Origin of the sequence: uncultured Porphyromonas sp. (assembly GCF_938039215.1) — a bacterium.
In the GTDB taxonomy this organism is placed as follows: Bacteria; Bacteroidota; Bacteroidia; order Bacteroidales; family Porphyromonadaceae; genus Porphyromonas.
Window position 1 is genome coordinate 1 of sequence record NZ_CALHVI010000024.1, and the last position, 18997, is coordinate 18997.

Below are 18997 nucleotides of genomic sequence, written 5' to 3' on the forward strand. Positions count from 1 at the left end.
GTGGGTCGGTCGACCGACCTACGGTAGGTCGTCAAGGCGACCCACAGTAGGTTTTATTTGGGGGCTATCCGATCAGCGTGCTCCGACGAGGAGTGGAGGGCACAAAAAGAAGAGGTCGCACGATCCTGCAGGATCATGCGACCTCCTCTATACTTATATATAAGGAGTCGGCTAGTGCGACTCGGGGACGTAGCCCTCTGCAGGACGCACGGGCTTACCGATGAGTGTCGCAGCTGTGGCGGACTCGATACGCACCTCGACATACTGCCCGACACGGTAGCCTTGCTTGTCGAAGACCACGACCTTATTCTGCTGACTACGGCCAAAGAGCTGCTCTCGGGAACGCTTGCTAAAGCCTTCGATCAAGACCTCGAAGGTCTTGCCCACATCACGGAGGTTGCTCTCCAGCGATAGCTGGGTCTGCAGGGCGATCATCTCCTCGAGGCGACGGATCTTCACATCCTCGGGGATATTATCCTCGAGGTACTTGGCGGCATAGGTACCAGGGCGCTCGGAGTACTTGAAGAGGAAGGAATTGTCGTAGCCCACCTCACGCATCAGGCTCAGCGTGTCCTGGAAGTCCTCCTCGCTCTCATCATGGAAGCCACAGAAGATATCCGACGTGATGGCGCAGTCAGGCATCACCCGACGGATGGCGGCCACACGCTCCAGATACCACTCACGTGTATAGTTGCGCTTCATGAGCTTGAGGATGCGGTCATTGCCCGACTGGGAGGGGAGGTGAATGTGCTTACAGATGTTCGGATACTTGGCCATCACAGCGATCGCCTTGTCATCCATATCCTTGGGGTGAGGCGAAGTGAAGCGGATGCGGATCTTGGGCACCGCTAGTGCCACCTGCTCCAAGAGGTCACCGAAGTCATAGACACGACCGTCGCCCTCGAAACGATAGGAGTTCACATTCTGCCCAAGAAGCGTGATCTCACGATAGCCCTTCTCCTCGAGGTCCTTCACCTCACGGATAATACTCGCTAGCTCACGGCTGCGCTCACGACCCCGGGTGTAGGGCACGATGCAGTAGGAGCAGAAGTTATTGCAGCCACGCATGATCGACACAAAGCCCGAGAGGTTGATCCCGCCGATCTTCAGCGGAAGGACATCCTTGTAGGTCTCGGTGGTGGAGAGTTCGACGTTGATCGCCTTCTCACCACGCTCTACGGCACCGACGAGGTTAGGCAAGTCAAGGTAGCTATCGGGCCCGACGACGAGATCGACGTGGTGCTTCTCGATCAGTTCGCCCTTAGCTCGCTCGGCCATACAGCCTAGGACCCCGATGATGATGCGGCGGCGCTTCTTGCGACGGATCGAGTGGTAGTAGGCGATGCGATTAAGGACCTTCTGCTCGGCATTGTCTCGCACCGAACAGGTATTGAGGAAGATAGCATCGGCCAGCTCTGGATCTTCGGTCAGGTGGAAACCATCCATCTGCATGATCGAAGCGACGACCTCGCTATCGGCGACGTTCATCTGACAGCCGTAGGTCTCGATATAGACACGGCGGGGGGAGGAAGAGGAAGGAGAGCTAGAGGAATGCTCGGTCTTGCTCATGAAAGTATAGGGGAGGTTTAAGTGATGGGGAGGGGTGGGATAAATCTTAGCAGAGCGTATTGCAGGAAATAATTTATCCTTATATTTGCAATGAAAATGTAAGATTTTTCATAGTTAAGGTTTTGGTTAATAGGTTGGAGCTGGCTGGGAAGTCAGCTCCGCTTTTTTTAGCACCAAACCAAAGACCTTACTCGATCCATCCCTCCACAATAATACATACGAATGCTAGGGCGCATCACCGATGCGCAGGAAGTGGTAACCCTCTTGCTGTAGCCAGCGCACAGCCTCAGGCATGGCTATGCGCATATTCTTCTCGGCCTTGAGCGAGTCATGGAAGACGATGATCGACCCGTTGCGTGCATAGCGCTGCACGTAGCCGATGATCGTCTCGGGGCTAAGCTTAGGGTTGTAGTCTCGTGTGACGACATCCCACATCACGATCTCAAAGCTGTGGCTGAGCTCCCTATTCTGCGCAAAGCGCAGATGCCCATGGGGCGGACGGAAGTAGCGCGAATGGATCAACTCATGAGCAGCATACACATCGCGCATATACTCACTCGTGGAGTGGAAGATCCCTTGGATATGATGATAGGTATGATTGCCCACGGCATGACCTCTTCGCTTGATCTCCTCGAAGAGCTCTGGATAGCGACGCACATTGTCTGCAACACAGAAGAAGGTAGCCCGCACCCCGAGCTCATCGAGTTGGTCCAGCACCCAAGGCGTGACCTCGGGTATCGGACCATCATCAAACGTAAGGTAGATACTCTTCCCCGTGATCGCTGGGATACGCCAGCGTGCTCCGGGGACAAGCATGCGGTACCACATGGGTACACGACAGAGAAGACGCTCGACCATCCTCGGTCTTACTCTTGAGGGGCTACTCCTAGACGACGCAGAAGAGCAGCAATCTGACCTTCGTACGCCTTGAGCGCATCAGACTGATACATCTTGGAGAAGTCCAGTGCATACGAGATCGCCGTATAAGCATCCTGCAGGTCGCCATGACGAGAGACTTCGTCGAACTTCTCAGGGGAGAGCTGTACCGCCCAAGCCAGCGTACTGAGGCTGCGACGAGCGATCGCCTGAAGGACGTGATCCGCCTCCTTCTTCATCTCTGCACGATAGAGCGCATCGGCGAAGTAAAGAGCACTCGTCTCGTAGGGGACATTCTCCTCGAGGATGACACTCATACACTTGCGGAGGATAGCTTGAGCCTTCGCCTTGTCTCCACGCTCCAGATAGCCGACAGCTAGCGGGGTGAAGATCTGGTTGCGCAGGGTCGAGACGATCCCACGAGCATTCTCATCGAAGTAGGTACCAGGCTTATCAGCCCCACACCAGCGGAACTTCGTCATCACCGTCTCATACATGCGATCCAGATTGCCGATACCGTAGTCGAGGGTACGACCAGCGCTATCGACACGGGGCGCTAGAGGAAGGAGCTGCGAAGCCATACCCGTCTGCACCATGCTAGCGGTCATCCCGTTGAAGGCATTGCGTGGCGAGGTGATGGCCCAGTAGATGGGACGCTCCCAATTGTTCGATGCCAAGAGATCCAGCACCGAGAGCCCACCGATATCTGCATACTGACGGCCTGCCTGAGAGAGGGAGAGCTGGGGGGTGATGTACTGCACGAGATCGGGGAAGCTCTTAGCTAGGCGCTGAGCTACGGCAGCCGAGTCTACGGGGAGAACGAGGTTCGCCGTAGGAACGATACCAGGAGAGCTAGGGCCTCGGGTCTCCAGCTTGGAGAAGGCCTGCTGGACGGTCGCCTCGTTGGGATTATTCGGGTCGATCAGGGCGTAGTTCGTATAGTAGTAATAGGACTTAGGTAGGAGCCCAAGGGGTACGGGCTTTCCTTCGTATGCCTGCTTCTTCATCTGATCGATGTACCAGTCGCCAGAGAGGTAAGAGAGATTGACCGTACGAATGTCGGTACGGATCCCTTCGACCTCCTGAGCGTACCAGAGCGGGAAGGTATCATTGTCCCCATAGCAGAAGAGGATCGCATTGGGTTCGCAGCTCTCGAGGTAGTTGCGTCCCATGTCACTGGCGACGGTGCGCCCAGAGCGGTCATGGTCGTCCCAGTTCTGTCCTGCCATCTGCAGAGGCACGAGTAGAGCCACCAGCGTCACTACACCAGCAGCGGTAGCAGAGACGAGGGCGGGGGCTTCGTCATCAGAGGTCTTCTTGCGATCGGCAGGCTTAGTCATCAGACGAGTAGCGAGCGTAGCGATGGCTGCCACCCCAAAGCCGATCCAGATGGCGAAGGCATAGAAGGAGCCGACATAAGCATAGTCACGTTCACGGGGCTGCCCTGGGTACTGGTTGAGGTAAAGCACGATGGCGATCCCCGTCATGAAGAAGAGCATGAAGGTGACCCAGAAGCTCTCTACCCCACGCTTCCCCTGTCCGATCTGGAAGAAGAGACCGAGGAGCCCCAAGAGAAGAGGAAGGGCATAGTAGACATTGTGCCCCTTGTTGGCGGTCATATCCTCTGGGTAAGCGGAGCTATCTCCATAGAAGAAGGAGTCGATGAAGGAGATCCCTGTGATCGCCCCTCCACGTAGGAGGCTACCATCACCCTGCAGGTCGTTCTGTCGTCCGGCGAAGTTCCACATGAAGTAGCGCCAGTACATGTAGGTGAGCTGGTAGTTGAGGAAGTAGGTGATATTGTCCCCAAACGAAGGGATGGTCATATCATCTGCCGCACGACCCATCCACGTATTGTACATCTGGGCGTGTCTACGCTCATAGACACGGGGGAAAAGCATCATGCCCGAGCTTTCGTATTCGGGCTCATCTTCCTTGGCACGGACGACGTACTTATCGGGGTCAGAGGGGTTGTCCTTATGGATACGGCCGTAGGTAGGCTCCTTGTCCTTGAAGACAGGGCGACCATCCGAGCCGACCTTATATTCGGAGGCAAAAGTAGGCCCATAGAAGAGGGGCGCAGAGCCGTACTGCTCACGAGCGAGGTAGTAGCGGAGGGAGAAGGCATCAGCGGGAGCATTCTCGTTCATCGGCGGATCTGCCACGGCACGCACCAGGATCACTCCATAGGAGGAGAAGCCCATAGCGATAGCCACGAGGCACATCTGTACGGTATGCACCGCACGAGCCGTGAGACCCTTGTACCAATAGAAGAAGGAGCCGATCGCAGCGGCGATCAGGAAGGCAATGATACCATCTCCGATGAGTGGCAGCCCCATGAAGATGAGGGAGAGCACGATGGAGAGGCGGAAGCGATGGGATCCTAGATGCTTCTCATCCTTCAGGGCCAGCTCGGTCTCATACACACCCCAGATGAGGATGCCGACGAGGATAGCCAGATAGATGTACACTCCCTGATTGTAGCTCAGGCCTAGACTGTTGACGAAGAACATATCCCACTTACCTGCCAGCTTGGGCACACCCTGCACCACGCCGTACATCATCAGTCCCACGAGGGCAAACGATGCGACGAGCGAGAGCACACTACCCTTGAGCGTCGGTGTCTTAGCACGACGGAAGTAGTAGACGAGCGCCATCGCAGGCAGGCAAAGGAGGTTCAGTAGGTGTACGCCGATACTCAGCCCCATCAGGTAGGCGATGAGGATGAGCCAGCGGTCGGAGCGCTCGTACTTACTGCGCTCTTCCCACTTAAAGATCAACCAGAAGACCACCGCCGTGAAGAGCGAACTGAAGGCATAAACCTCAGCCTCCACAGCGCTGAACCAGAAGGAATCCGAGAAGGTGTAGACCAAGCTACCCACGAGTCCCGACCCGAGGATAGCCACGCCCTGCCCTAGAGTCATCACCTCGCCGACGGGATCAAGACCCTGCTCACCGAGGTGCGCCTTCGGGCTAAGGACACGACGCACCATGTGCGTGATCGTCCAAAAGAGGAAGAGGATAGTAAGCCCACTGAGTACTGCACTCGTGGCATTGGTCAAGACGGCGGCACGCTCTGGGCTTCCCCCGAGGTGAGAGATTACATTGTAGACCAGCATGTAGAAGGGGGCACCGGGAGGGTGACCGATCTCCAGCTTGTAGTCACATGCGATGAACTCCGCACAGTCCCAGAGGCTTGCTGAGGGACCGATGGTCAGGAGGTAAGTCAAGGTAGCGATCACGAAGACCGCCCAACCGAGGAGGTTATTGGCTCGATTAAATTGCTTCCAATTCATGTACTGCTACGTTTAAGCTCCCTGAGCTACGTCTCTACGACAGAGCGTAGTGGGCTATATTAGTTGCAAAGATAGCGATATAAGGCGACACCCTGCGGGGCGGAGCTAGCCAAGGGCGGGTGAAGGCTCTACTTCCCCGCTCATCAGCCCCATTTACGGAGGGTGTATCCGAAGAGCTAGAGGCAGGAGAAAGCCCCCGCCTCACCACCCTATCCCGAGAGCCCTCGCCACGAAGTCTGAGACCTTAGCCAGAACCCGCCCTTAAGCAAACTTGCGAAGGGGTAAAAAACGACCTACCGTAGGTCGCCAATAAAACCTACTGTGGGTCGGTCGACCGACCTACCGTAGGTCGTCGAGGCGACCCACAGTAGGTTGCTCGAGGGGCCTTCAGAGAGCCGCCTCTAGAGCGGGCTAGACAAGCGAACTTCTCCCTCCACGACCTTAGAGAAAAAGAAGTGGCTACAGACCTGCCCCTTCTGAGGGGAGTCTGTAGCCACACTATATATAAGGTATGAGTTTAGCCTAGGCTAGGAGTGCTTCCATTTCTTCGGCCTTCTCTTCGAGGCACTGGAGGTAGCGGAGCTGAGCACGTGTACGCTGGAGGTTGTGCTCGGGGAAGTGGATCTTGAAGTAGGTATCCCCATTGATGTAGTCCACGAGGAAGCGCACCGTCTGCATGTAAGTCATCAGACGACCGCCGTAAGCGATGAGGCTACGCTCGGTAGGAGTAAGGAACTTCCCAGCCGTCGAGAGATACCCTTCGACAAAGGCCTTATAGATCTCCATATTGACACCGATCTTCGAGAGATCAGCCTCATCTTCGGGGGCGAAGTTGACACCCGTACGGATGAAGTCCCCGACATCGCTCAGGATGAAGCCTGGCATCACCGTATCCCAGTCGACGACGCAGAGCACGACACCCGACTTATCGAAGAGGACATTATCCACCTTGGTATCGCAGTGGATGGTGCGCTTGGGGAGCTTACCCTCAGCGTAGAGCTTCTCCTGCACGAGCATGGTATCTCGACGGCGGTCGATCTCCTCGATGATATCACGGACGGAGGCGACACGACCGCAAGGGTCCTTCTCGATCGCCTCACGGAGCTGCTCCAGACGGAAGGGCATGCTGTGGAAGTTCTCAATCGTCTCCCCGAGTACCCCTTCGGGGATGACGGAGAGGATCTCCTCGAACTGACCGAAAGCCTCACCAGCATGATAGGCAGCCTTGGGGCTCAGCGTCGAGAGGCTCATGCTCTCGGGGATGAAGCGACAGAGTCGCCAGTAGTTCTCACCGTCGTAGTAATAGTTCTTCGTAGGATCATCCAGCAAGGGGAAGAAATGAAGATACTTACGATCGCACTCGGGATCACCGTCGGCCTCTAGGCGCTGGCGAAGGGTGTCGGAGACGATGCCGACATTGCGCTGCAGCACCTCGATACGAGGGAAGACGTGGTGATTGACTCGCTGTAGGATCCAGCGACGCTCGCCAGAGCGGTCAGAGATGACGTAGGTATCGTTGATGTGGCCGTTGCCAAAGGGCTGTACCTCCCCGATGTCACTAAGGGGTACAAACTTGCTAATGATTTGCTCCATGTGAAGTAAACTATTCGATTGATAGTCGCAAAGATACACTAAAAAGGCCATCCCCGCTGCAGCACTGAGGCTACAGCGGGGATGGCCATGGTCACCCGCTAGAGAGCGAGTCCCTATTCGGGTTTAGAAGCGATAGCCGACCCCGATGAAGAAGGAAGAGTTCTTATTGCTTGCCTTCTGGACAGCATCCTTGAGGGAGTTCACCAGACCAAGTTCGGTACCAACACGGAGGTAGAGCTTACTGTACTCGAGTGCAGCAGAAGCATTGAAACCAACGTCGAAACGCTTGCGGTCGCCGCTCTTGAAGGCATCGATTGCCCCCTTGACATCAGATACAGAAGAGATACCATAGGAGAAGGAAGGACCAGCTTCGACAGATACAGCGAGGTTGTCACCAAAGCCTGCACGGATACCCAGGTCTACGGGTACGCTCAGATAGTTGAGCCCGAGAGACGTATTGGAGTACTTAGCCCCTTCCTGACGGAAGGTAACCCCAGGTGCGATATATACGCCTGCAGCGAGGTCGATTTCGGCAGCGACGCTAGCACGGAAGCCTGGACGTACCTTGAGACCATCGAGTGTACCGCCATCAGCCTTAGTGATGACCGAGCGAGCGAAGTTCCCTGCGACTTCTACACGAGGATGGATAGCGATCTGAGCTTGAGCTGAGAGCACGCCTGCAACGAGTGCGAAGGCGGCGAAAATTAGCTTCTTCATATTCGTTCTTTCTTTAGGTGTACGCTACGAGATTAGCCCGTAGCCGAGGGTTAAAGTTACACATTTTGACATAAAAACCATATATCGGTATTTCCCCAGGTCAAATTAAGGTGCATCATCGGAGACTTCTGCCCTCGAATTAGCCCTTATCACAGACCCGCATTATTAGCGGGATCTCGAGCCCCCCAATTCCGACCTACGGTAGGTCGCTCTAAAAACCCACTGTGGGTCGCATCGACGACCTACGGTAGGTCGGTCGACCGACCTACCGTAGGTTTTTCTTGGGCTCTTGCGAGAGGGCATCTTTGTCTCCTGAGACCCTTCAGAAGCATCTCCCCTATTATAATAAGGGGCGATACTCAGCAGAGAGGATCATGCGTTAGAACTACGTCCCTATCATAAAGGACGAGGCTTACCCGAAGGGGAAACCAAGGGCATGCACACGGAGGGCTCTAGTGTGCAGCTCTTGCGTTTCTAAGTATTTGACTACCTTTGCATTCGTTGGTTTGGTAGGTCTCGTCCAAACAAACCACTGCAGGAGGCGCGCTCCTGCACCTCGTAATAGAGCAACATTTAATCCAAGTATCAAAAGCTGGTATGACAAGTAAAAGAATGCGACTGTTATGCGCATCTCTGTGTCTCGTCGCCACTACACTCCCCGCCTGGGCTGCAGGTCCACAAGGGAAGGCACAGACACCAAAGAAGGAGACACGCACGACAGCCGGTCAGCAGACAAACCCCTTGAGTGGGGAGCATCTGCTTCTGGCCGACCGACTCGAGATCAAAAGCCGACTCTCCAAGGAAAAGAAGCGCCGTGAAGCTGACCTTCAGGCCAAGAAACAGCAGGAGGATCTAGAAGACCCCGCCTCTGAGATCTACGGAGAATCGTCCTGGGGAAGCTACGTCAATCCCTTCGCTGGGATGTCGGTAAATATCCCCGATCGTCAGGATATCGATCTCCAAGAGTTCGTGATGCCTATCTCCACCCGTCAAGTGACCTCCAACTATGGCTTCCGCCACAGCTTCGGGCGTATGCACTACGGGGTAGACCTTAAGCTAAACACCGGAGACACCGTCCGAGCAGCCTTCTCAGGCAAGGTGCGTATCAAGTCCTACGAAGGTAGAGGCTACGGCAACTATGTCGTGATCCGTCACCCCAATGGCCTCGAGACGGTCTATGGCCACATGAGCCGCTCGATCGTCCGTGAGGGCACCATCGTCCGAGCTGGAGACCCCGTAGGTCTCGGCGGGAGTACAGGGCGCTCCACAGGGCCTCACCTCCACTTCGAGGCTCGCTTCATGGGGATCCCTATCGACCCCTCCGACCTCTTCGACTTCCAGGCGGGTGTACCTCGCTTCGATGTCTTCGCCTTCGTCAAGGGGGCCTATCGCACACCCCGCTCCGTAGCTGTGGCCAACGCCGTAGCTAAGCCTAAGAAGAGCGGTGAGGCGAACGAAGAGCAGTTCAAGACGCACCGCATCAAGAAGGGTGACACGCTCCGCACGATCGCCTCTCAGTATGGTGTCTCTGTGAGCAAGCTCTGCCGCACCAACGGCCTCTCTTCTCGAGCTAAGCTCTCCACGGGACGCACCATCCGCATCCCAAGCTAGCCTCGACAACCGAAGGGATATGCACCCACATTACATCCAGGCTTCACCGCTCAGACTCTCTAGAGATCTAGGCGGTGAAGCCTGGTCTTTTTACGTACCTTTGCACTAGAGATTCGGGCTGGGGAGGAGCCCTGAGCACCTCCCCCTTGAGTCCTTGTCACGGATCACCCCTTACAGACAACTACATAGCCTACGAATGATTACGTTTTTCAGGAAGCCTAGTAGCTCCACGCTCTATGTCGTAGAGAGCACTTCTACCCTCTCCAGCGAAACCCTCAGCCGCCTCTCTTGGCTCTTCAGTGGTGCAGCTCCGCTCAGCGAGTCGCAGCTCTCGGGCTTCTTCGTCGGTACCCGTCGGGAACTCGTCACCCCTTGGAGCACCAATGCCGTAGAGATCGTGAAGAACATGAACATCTCTACCGTCACCCGCATCGAGGAGTTCAACGAAGTAGCAGGTCCAGATGCGACCTTTGACCCCATGCTTCAGGCCCTCTACGAAGGACTTGACTCCGATGTCTTCACCACGGCTCTCACCGCTCAGCCCATCGAAGAGATCACCGACCTACGCTCCTACAATGAGACCCACGGTCTAGCTCTGAGCGAAGAAGAGATCAGCTACCTCGAAGCGCTTAGCCAGCGACTAGGCCGACCCTTGACGGACAGCGAACTCTTTGGCTTCTCGCAGGTCAATAGTGAGCACTGCCGACACAAGATCTTCGGTGGGACCTTCGTCCTCGACGGTGAGGAGCAAGAGCGTAGCCTCTTCTCCATGATCAAGGACACCAGCGCTGCTAATCCCAATCACCTCGTCTCGGCCTACAAGGACAATGTCGCCTTCATCGACGGGCCAAGCGACTTGGAGCAGTTCGCTCCCGCCTCTGGGGACAAGCCTGATTACTTCGTCCGTAAGCACATCGACAGCGTCCTTAGCCTCAAGGCAGAGACGCACAACTTCCCCACGACCGTCGAGCCCTTCAATGGGGCAGCCACAGGTACCGGTGGTGAGATCCGTGACCGTATGGCGGGTGGTCGTGCCAGTGTCCCCTTGGCAGGGACAGCCGTCTACATGACCAGCTACCCACGCACCGAGGCAGGTCGCTCTTGGGAGAAGCATACTGAAGCTCGCCCTTGGCTATACCAGTCGCCTCGTCAGATCCTAACCAAGGCTTCCAATGGGGCTAGTGACTTCGGGAATAAGTTCGGGCAGCCCCTGATCTGTGGTTCGGTACTTACCTTCGAGCACCAACCCGACGAAGCAGATACCAACACCTATGGCTTCGACAAGGTCATCATGCTCGCTGGCGGGATAGGCTATGCCCGCCGTAGCGATGCACAGAAGGGTGAGCCCGAGCCCAACGAAAAGGTCATCCTCCTCGGTGGTGACAACTACCGTATCGGCATGGGTGGCGGTGCCGTCAGCTCCGTCAATACCGGTCAGTACGCTGGAGCCATCGAGCTCAACGCCGTGCAGCGCTCCAATCCTGAGATGCAGAAGCGTGTGGAGAATGTCATCCGCACCCTCTCGGAGAGCGACGACAATCCCATCATCTCCATCCATGACCACGGCGCAGGTGGCCACCTCAACTGCCTCTCGGAGCTCGTAGAGACGACGGGCGGTCACTTCGACCTCTCTACCTTCCCTATTGGCGACGAGACGCTATCAGCCAAGGAGATCATCGGCAACGAGAGTCAGGAGCGCATGGGTCTCCTCGTGAAGGAGGAAGCTGTAGAGCGCATCGCCCGCATCGCTGAGCGTGAGCGTGCTCCAATGTATGTCGTCGGGCGCACGACGGACGATATGCACCTGACCTTCGAGGATGCCGAAGGAGCTAAGCCCATTGACCTAGCTCTGTCGGATATGTTTGGCTCAGCGCCTAAGACCTATATGGTCGATAAGCATGTAGAGCGCAAGCATGCTCCTCTCAGCTACGATGCACAGCAGGTCGAAAGCTACCTCGATGCAGTCCTCCAGCAGGAAGGTGTCGCATGTAAGGACTGGCTCACCAACAAGGTCGACCGCTCCGTCACGGGGCGCGTCGCTCGCCAGCAGTGCCAAGGGGCTATTCAGCTTCCTTTGAGTGACTGCGGTGCGATGGCTGTGGACTTCCGTGGTGGATCGGGTATAGCGACTTCTATCGGACATGCCCCAGCTGCCGCTCTCGTAGATCCCGTAGCTGGTAGCCAACTTGCCATAGCCGAAGCTCTGACAAACATCGTCTTCGCTCCGCTCACCTACGGTCTCGAAGGGGTATCCCTCAGCGCTAACTGGATGTGGCCCTGCCGTAATGAAGGCGAAGATGCTCGCCTCTATGATGCAGTCGAAGCTGCCTCAGATCTCGCCATCTCCCTTGGGATCAACATCCCCACGGGTAAGGACTCGCTCTCGATGACACAGAAGTATCCTGATGGCTCGAAGGTACTGAGCCCAGGCACTGTGATCATCAGCGCTATCGGAGAGGTCTCCGATGTGAAGAAGATCCTTTCGCCCGTACTCCTTCCTCGCCCCGAATACCCTGTCTATCATATCGACTTCAGCTTTGCGCCCCTGGCCCTCGGTGGATCAGCTCTGGCACAAGCACTCGGTAGACTCGGGGATGAAACTCCCCGTATCGAAGAGCCCGAATACTTCCGTGAAGCCTTCACGGCGATCCAAGAGCTCCTCCAGCGTGGGGTGCTGGTCGCAGGTCACGACATCTCTGCTGGCGGGCTTGTCACTGCCCTGCTGGAGATGTGCTTCCCCAATGTCTCGGGCGGTCTCTCTGTAGATCTCTCGGCCTTCCCCGAAGAGGATCTTGTGAAGCTGCTCTTCGCTGAGAACCCTGGGGTACTCGTGCAGACTTCCGATCCCGAAGCACTCGAAGCTGTCCTACGAGATGCCAGCATTGGTTTCGCTCGTATCGCCGTGCCCAAAGCCACGGGTCGTCAGCTCTCCTTCCACCGAGGCAAGCAAACGCTCCTCTTGCTCGACATCGATGCGAAGCGTGATCTCTGGTATCGCTCCTCCTACCTCATGGACAAGTATCAGAGTGGCGAAGAGCTGGCTAAGGAGCGCTTCACGAACTATAAGAAGCAGCCCCTCCAGTTCCGCTATCCCGAAGGCTTCACAGGCAAGCTGGCCGACCTCGGTCTCGATCCCAACCGCACGACCAAGGCACCCGTGAGAGCAGCGATCCTCCGTGACAAGGGGACCAATGGTGAGCGTGAGATGGCTTATACCCTCCACCTCGCTGGCTTTGAAGTCAAGGATGTCCACCTCACCGACCTCATATCGGGCAGGGAGACACTGGATGATGTCCAGTTCATCGTCTTCTGCGGAGGCTTCTCCAACTCCGACGTGCTGGGCTCGGCTAAGGGCTGGGCAGCTGGCATCCTCTACAACGAGCAGGCGAAGGCCACCCTTGAGCGCTTCTATGCTCGCCCCGACACGCTGAGTCTCGGGATCTGCAACGGCTGTCAGCTCATGGCTGAGCTTGAGCTGCTCTACCCCGAGCACGAGCTGAAGCACAAGATGGCGCACAACGATTCGCACAAGTTCGAGAGCGCATTCTCTATGCTCACGATCCCAGAGAATCACTCGGTGATGCTCCACGATCTAGCAGGTACGAGCCTCGGAGCGTGGGTAGCACATGGTGAAGGGAAGTTCGAACTCCCCTACGCTCCCGACCGCTACCACGTCATCGCACGCTATGCCTACGATGCTTATCCTGCGAACCCCAACGGGTCGCCCGATGCCATCGCAGGGCTCTGCAGTGAGGATGGCCGCCATCTGGCACTGATGCCTCACCCCGAGCGAGCCATCTTCCCTTGGCAGTGTGCTTATTACCCCGAGGAGCTACGTGCGGAGCATGAGATCACTCCATGGATGAAGGCCTTCCGCAATGCCTATGATTGGTGCGTGAAGCACGCCTAAGCGCCCCCCCGAAAATACAGGATATACTGCGAGCCCCCACCCAGCTTAGTGCTGGGTGGGGGCTCGCTTCATTACGGGGCATTCAGACGATCCTAAGTAAGGCTTTTCGGTCAGTAAAAAGGATGTAATTGCGTATGTAAAAGGTTTTTCGTTACTTTGCAAGCGCAAACCACAACACAGGGTTCCTTGGCCGAGTGGTTAGGCACCGGTCTGCAAAACCGTTTACGGCGGTTCGATTCCGCCAGGAACCTCAAGAAAAGCACCGAAGTCTCCTAGTAGACTTCGGTGCTTTTTTGTTACCCCCGAGCCCTTCACTACCCCGCTTCCCGAGCCCGTCCTAGGGGCTCATCCGAGAGGGGCTAGGATACCCCCAAAATAAGACCTACTGTAGGTCGCCTCGACGACCCACGGTAGGTCGGTGAGACGACCCACAGTAGGTTTTATCGGCGACCTACCGTGGGTCGTTTTTCGTCCCTCTAGAGAGCCCATCCCAAGCGGGCTGATTTACCCTCCTCTATTCGGGCTGAACCTTTGTCTGAAGAAGGGCGAAAGGGGCTGATAAGGCGCATTTTGCGTATCTTTGGGAAAAGATCATACCCCGTATGATCGAAGCTCACTTCACATACAACTATTGAGACTCAACCGAATGAAGCGACTATTCGCATGCGCCCTCGCATTGGGTGCTGCCCTTAGCCTCCCCCTGCAGGCTCAACGCTCTGAGCGTCTCCTTGAGAAAGGCTGGCGTTTCACCCGAGAAGATCAAACCCAATTCTCTTCCCCGACCTTCAACGACAGCAAGTGGAGCCGTGTCGTCGTCCCTCATGACTGGGCGATCTACGGCCCCTTCAGCTTCGACAACGACAAGCAGCATCTGGCCATCGCTCAGGATGGGCAGAAGGAAGCTATGGAGCATGCTGGCCGTACAGGTGGACTGCCCTTCGTAGGCGCAGGCTGGTACCGCCGCAGCCTTGAGATCCCCAGCGATCTAGGCGACCGCCGTGTATTCCTCCGCTTCGATGGGGCGATGAGCCACGCCCGTGTCTATGTCAATGGTAAGGAGGTAGGCTACTGGCCCTATGGCTACAACACCTTCGCCTTTGATATCACCTCCTTCGTGCGCCCAGGAGAAGCTAATACGCTCGCTGTGCGTCTGGAGAATAAGCACGAGAGTAGCCGCTGGTACCCTGGCGCAGGGCTCTACCGCAACGTGCACCTCACCATCACCTCCCCCGTCTACGTCCCTCTCTGGGGCACACAGATCCAGACCCCCACAGCCAAGGCAAGCCACGCCTATGTGGATGTCCGTACACGCATCGCAGGGATGAGCTCGCTCGCTGGCCGTCCTCTACAGGTGACGACCCAGCTCCTCTCCCCTGCTGGCAAGGTCGTCGCACAGTGCGAAGAGGAGATCCAGAGCTCTAGTGCTGAACACCTCTGCCATACGGGCTTCGAGCTCCAGAGCCCCCAGCTCTGGGACATCAACCAGCCTCACCTCTACAAGTATGTCGTCGAGCTAAGCGATGGCGGACGTGTACTCGACCGAGACACGACGACCTTCGGGATCCGCTCCATCGAACTGAAGGCAGGCGATGGCTTCTACCTCAACGGGCGCAAGCTGAAGTTCCAAGGCGCTTGCCTGCACCACGACCTCGGTCCTCTCGGCGCAGCTGTGAACGAAGCCGCCATGCGCCGTCAGATCCGCACCATGCAGGACATGGGGGTCAATGCCATCCGCACCTCGCACAACATGCCCGCCCCAGAGTTCGTCCGTCTCTGTGATGAGATGGGTATGCCTCTGATGGCAGAGAGCTTCGACTGCTGGGCGCAGGCTAAGGTGCCCAACGGCTACAACCTTGACTTCAACGAGTGGCACGAGCGTGATCTGGTGAACCTCCTGCATCAGTTCCGCAACAGCCCCTCGGTCATCATGTGGAGCATCGGGAATGAAGTCCCCGAGCAACCTTCGCTCGATGGGGCTAAGCTCGCCTATCGCCTGCAGGAGATCTGCCACCGCGAAGACCCCACTCGCCCCGTGACCAACGGGATGGACAACCCACTGGGTGTCCTCAAGAGCGGCATGGCTACGACCCTCGACATCCCAGGCTTCAACTACCGCCCCTTCCTCTACGACTCGGCTCACAAGGTCCTGCCACAGGGCTTCCTCCTCGGCTCAGAGACCTGCTCGACGGTCAGCTCTCGTGGGGTATATAAGTTCCCCGTCGTGCGCAAGAGCATGGCGAAGTACCCCGACCATCAGTCCTCAGGCTACGATGTCGAGCACTGCGGGTGGAGCAACCTCCCCGAGGATGACTTCATCCGTCAAGAGGATCATGACTGGAGCATGGGCGAATTCATCTGGACGGGCATCGACTACCTCGGCGAACCCACTCCCTACTATAGTGATTGGCCTAGCCACTCTTCGCTCTTCGGAGCGGTAGACCTCGCAGGTCTTCCCAAGGACCGCTTCTACCTCTACCGCAGCCACTGGAAGAAGGATGCAGAGACGCTCCACATCCTTCCCCACTGGACTTGGCCTGGTCGTGAAGGCGAGGTAACCCCTATCTTCGTCTACACCAACTACCCCGAGGCAGAGCTCTTCATCAACGGTAAGAGCCAAGGCCGCCAGCGCAAGGATCTATCCATCAAGATCGAGGATACTGAGAACGAAGACAGCCAGAAGGCCTTCACTCGCCAGAAGCGCTACCGCCTAATGTGGATGGATACGAAGTACGAACCAGGAGAAGTGAAGGTCGTCGCCTACGACGAAGCGGGTAAGGCTGTCGCCACCCAGATCGTCCGCACGGCAGGTCGTCCCCATCACCTTGAGCTCATCGCTGACCGCACCACCATCGCCCCCGATGGCAAGGATATCTCCTTCGTCACCGTGCGTGTCGTCGACAAGGACGGTAACCTCGTCCCCGACGATGGTCGCCTCCTCAACTTCAAGGTCACGGGTGCTGGCTCCTTCCGTGCTGCAGCTTCGGGCAATCCTGCTTCGCTCGATGCCTTCCACCTACCCCGACACCATGTCTTCAGCGGTCAGCTCGTAGCCCTCATTCAGAGTGCAGAGCATGCTGGAGAAGCAGTGCTGACCGTGTCGGCCAAGGGTCTGCCCTCGGCAAGCATCCGCATTCAGGTCAAGTAACCTCCGCCCCGTGTCGCTCTCCCCTAGCTTCATCGCTCATATCCTTGAGCTACAAGCCACCTACCGAGGGACTCCCCCCGAGCGTATCCTCCTCGGCAAGGGATCACTCACCCGAGAAGAGCGCCACTACCTCTCCCTACAGCTCGCCTCCGAGCCGTCACTCTCCAGGAAGCTCCCCAGCTGGCATACAGCTGGGGTCTTCCTGCCCACCCCCCTCGCCCTCGAGCAATGCTCCAGCGAAGAAGCGGCCCGCTACAAGCAGCGCTTCGTCCAGCAAACGGATGTCCTTCTGGATATGACAGGAGGCTTCGGAGTGGACTTCACCGCCCTTGCATCCCAAGCGAAGAGGGCCGTCTATGTCGAGCGTCAAGCAGAGCTCGTCGCTGCTGCTCGCTTCAATCTCCCTCGCCTCCTTCCCACCCAAGAGCTCGTCATCATCGAGGGCGAATCGCTCCCTCAGCTTGAGGGACTTCTTGCCACCTACCAGCCTAGCCTTATCTTCCTCGACCCCGCTCGCCGGGAGGGGCAGGACACCGCACGTCGCGTCTATGCCATCGAGGACTGCGAACCTGATCTACACCAACTCCTTCCCCAGCTTCATGCGCTTGTGGAGGAGCTTCATCTCCCCCACTTCCCTAGACTCCTCGTCAAGCTCTCCCCGATGCTCGATGTGGTGCATACCCTTCGCTCCATCCCTGGGGTTAAGGAGCTTCACGTCGTCTCTGTCCGAGGCGAGGCTAAGGAGCTGCTCCTACTCATCGACCTAGAGCAAGCGAAGGCAAAGCCCCAGCCCGAGGAAGTCACGATCATCGCACAAGATCTTCGTCCGAATGAGTCCATCCCAGAGTTTGCCCTCGCTCGTGCCTTAGCACAGGAAGAGCAGGAAGAGACGCATTACGCTCGTGCTCCCCTCCGCTATCTCTTCGAGCCTCATGCAGCACTCATGAAGACGGGACTCTTCCGAAGTATCGGGAGAGCCTATGCCCTTGAAGCGCTCCATCCCAATACACACCTCTATACTTCGGACCAGCTCCCCGAGGGGAAGTTCCCTGGGAGAGTCTTTGAGGTCGAGCGAGTCTATCCCTTTGCCTCCTCTCAGCTGAAGGCCATAGGTCGGGGGATCCAGCAGGCAGAGATCACCTGCCGGAACTTCCCTCTGCGCCCCGAAGCCCTACGCTCCCGTCTTCGCCTGAAGGACGGCGGATCGAAGACCCTACTTGCCCTGACAGCTTCCGACGGAGCACACCTCCTCGTCCTCTGTCACCGCCTCTAATGGGCGAGGCAATCACCGCCTATCAAGAGGAACTCCCACCTACTATTATGCAAGAGAACTAGCCCTCCTAAAGCCTTACGATCTTCGTATCTAAAGCAAGGGAACTAGCGCATACAAAACGGGTCATCCCCCTGCCCAACTCGATGCTGAGGCAGGGGGATGACCCGTTTCTTAGTTGGGAAGGAAGGCCTTATTCTTAGAGGCGCTCGATATCCTTGAAGTAGTTGTAGGTACCGACCTTCAGCTCGATACAAGCGGCTTCGTCACAGACGATGATCCCTTTAGGATGGAGCTGCAGAGCGGTGATCGTCCACATCTGGTTGACCGCTCCTTCGACAGCCTGCTGGAGGGCACGAGCCTTACCGTGACCATTGACGAGGATCAGCACTTCACGGGCATCCATCACGGTACCGACCCCTACGGTCAGTGCAGTCTTAGGCACCTTGTTCACATCGCCGTCGAAGAAGCGGCTATTGGCGATGATCGTATCCGTCGTGAGCGTCTTCATTCGGGTACGAGAAGCTAGTGAAGAACCTGGCTCATTGAAGGCAATGTGCCCATCAGGACCGATCCCTCCGAGGAAGAGATCGATACCACCCACCTGCTTGATCGCAGCTTCGTAGGCAGCACATTCGGCTTCGAGGTCAGGAGCATTACCGTTGAGGATATGCACATTCTCCTTCTTGATGTCGATGTGGTTGAAGAAGTTCTTCCACATGAAGGTATGGTAGCTCTCGGAGTGATCTTCGGGGATGCCGACATACTCGTCCATGTTGAACGTGACGACATGCTCGAAGGACACACGCCCGGCTTGATGGGCTGCCACCAGAGCACGGTACATACCCATGGGAGAAGAACCCGTAGGCAGACCAAGGACGAATGGCTTCTGAGCAGTAGGCTGGGCAGACTGGATCTTGCGGACGACATAGTCCGCAGCCCACTGAGAGATACCCGTGTAGTCGGGCTGAATAATAAGACGCATACTATTAGCTGGTTTAGTTGATAAA

Annotated in this window: 10 protein-coding genes and 1 tRNA gene; 5 read left to right on the forward strand and 6 right to left on the reverse strand. The window is 56.8% G+C overall.

What is annotated here, in order from left to right; genetic code table 11:
* Positions 1-171: 171 nt before the first annotated feature.
* The 5 genes from miaB to Q0336_RS03170 all read right to left on the reverse strand — a co-directional run bounded on the left by miaB (position 172) and on the right by Q0336_RS03170 (position 8051).
* On the reverse strand, positions 172-1569 hold the full coding sequence (gene miaB / locus Q0336_RS03150; RefSeq protein WP_298525599.1) for a tRNA (N6-isopentenyl adenosine(37)-C2)-methylthiotransferase MiaB: 1398 nt from the start codon (positions 1567-1569) through the stop codon (positions 172-174).
* Between the two features lie 225 nt (positions 1570-1794).
* Positions 1795-2427, reverse strand: coding sequence for a polysaccharide deacetylase family protein (locus Q0336_RS03155; protein WP_298525602.1), 633 nt, complete (start codon positions 2425-2427; stop codon positions 1795-1797).
* An 8-nt stretch (positions 2428-2435) separates the two neighbouring features.
* Entirely contained in the window at positions 2436-5741 is a 3306-nt protein-coding gene (locus tag Q0336_RS03160) for a DUF2723 domain-containing protein (protein WP_298525605.1), read from the reverse strand.
* 522 nt (positions 5742-6263) lie between these two features.
* Positions 6264-7334, reverse strand: a complete 1071-nt coding sequence (locus Q0336_RS03165) for an aminoglycoside phosphotransferase family protein (RefSeq protein WP_298525608.1) — start codon at positions 7332-7334, stop codon at positions 6264-6266.
* A gap of 123 nt (positions 7335-7457) precedes the next feature.
* Positions 7458-8051: an outer membrane beta-barrel protein gene (locus Q0336_RS03170; protein ID WP_298525611.1), complete on the reverse strand. Its 594-nt coding sequence runs from the start codon at positions 8049-8051 to the stop codon at positions 7458-7460.
* A 597-nt stretch (positions 8052-8648) separates the two neighbouring features.
* On the opposite strand from Q0336_RS03170, the gene Q0336_RS03175 reads away from it, so the two are divergent.
* The 5 genes from Q0336_RS03175 to Q0336_RS03195 all read left to right on the forward strand — a co-directional run bounded on the left by Q0336_RS03175 (position 8649) and on the right by Q0336_RS03195 (position 17990).
* Entirely contained in the window at positions 8649-9662 is a 1014-nt protein-coding gene (locus Q0336_RS03175) for a peptidoglycan DD-metalloendopeptidase family protein (protein WP_298525614.1), read from the forward strand.
* A gap of 196 nt (positions 9663-9858) precedes the next feature.
* The gene (gene purL / locus Q0336_RS03180) at positions 9859-13572 is read left to right on the forward strand and encodes a phosphoribosylformylglycinamidine synthase (RefSeq protein ID WP_298525617.1); all 3714 of its coding nucleotides are present in this window, start codon (positions 9859-9861) and stop codon (positions 13570-13572) included.
* A gap of 180 nt (positions 13573-13752) precedes the next feature.
* Positions 13753-13823: transfer RNA gene (locus Q0336_RS03185), tRNA-Cys, on the forward strand.
* 395 nt (positions 13824-14218) lie between these two features.
* A complete protein-coding gene (locus Q0336_RS03190; RefSeq protein ID WP_298525620.1) occupies positions 14219-16717 on the forward strand; it encodes a DUF4982 domain-containing protein in 2499 nt (832 codons plus the stop codon).
* 10 nt (positions 16718-16727) lie between these two features.
* Positions 16728-17990, forward strand: coding sequence for a class I SAM-dependent methyltransferase (locus tag Q0336_RS03195; RefSeq protein ID WP_298525625.1), 1263 nt, complete (start codon positions 16728-16730; stop codon positions 17988-17990).
* Positions 17991-18186: 196 nt separating this feature from the next.
* Here the strand turns inward: Q0336_RS03195 and nagB are convergent, their stop codons facing one another.
* Positions 18187-18972, reverse strand: coding sequence for a glucosamine-6-phosphate deaminase (gene nagB / locus Q0336_RS03200; protein ID WP_298525627.1), 786 nt, complete (start codon positions 18970-18972; stop codon positions 18187-18189).
* Positions 18973-18997 lie beyond the last annotated feature (25 nt).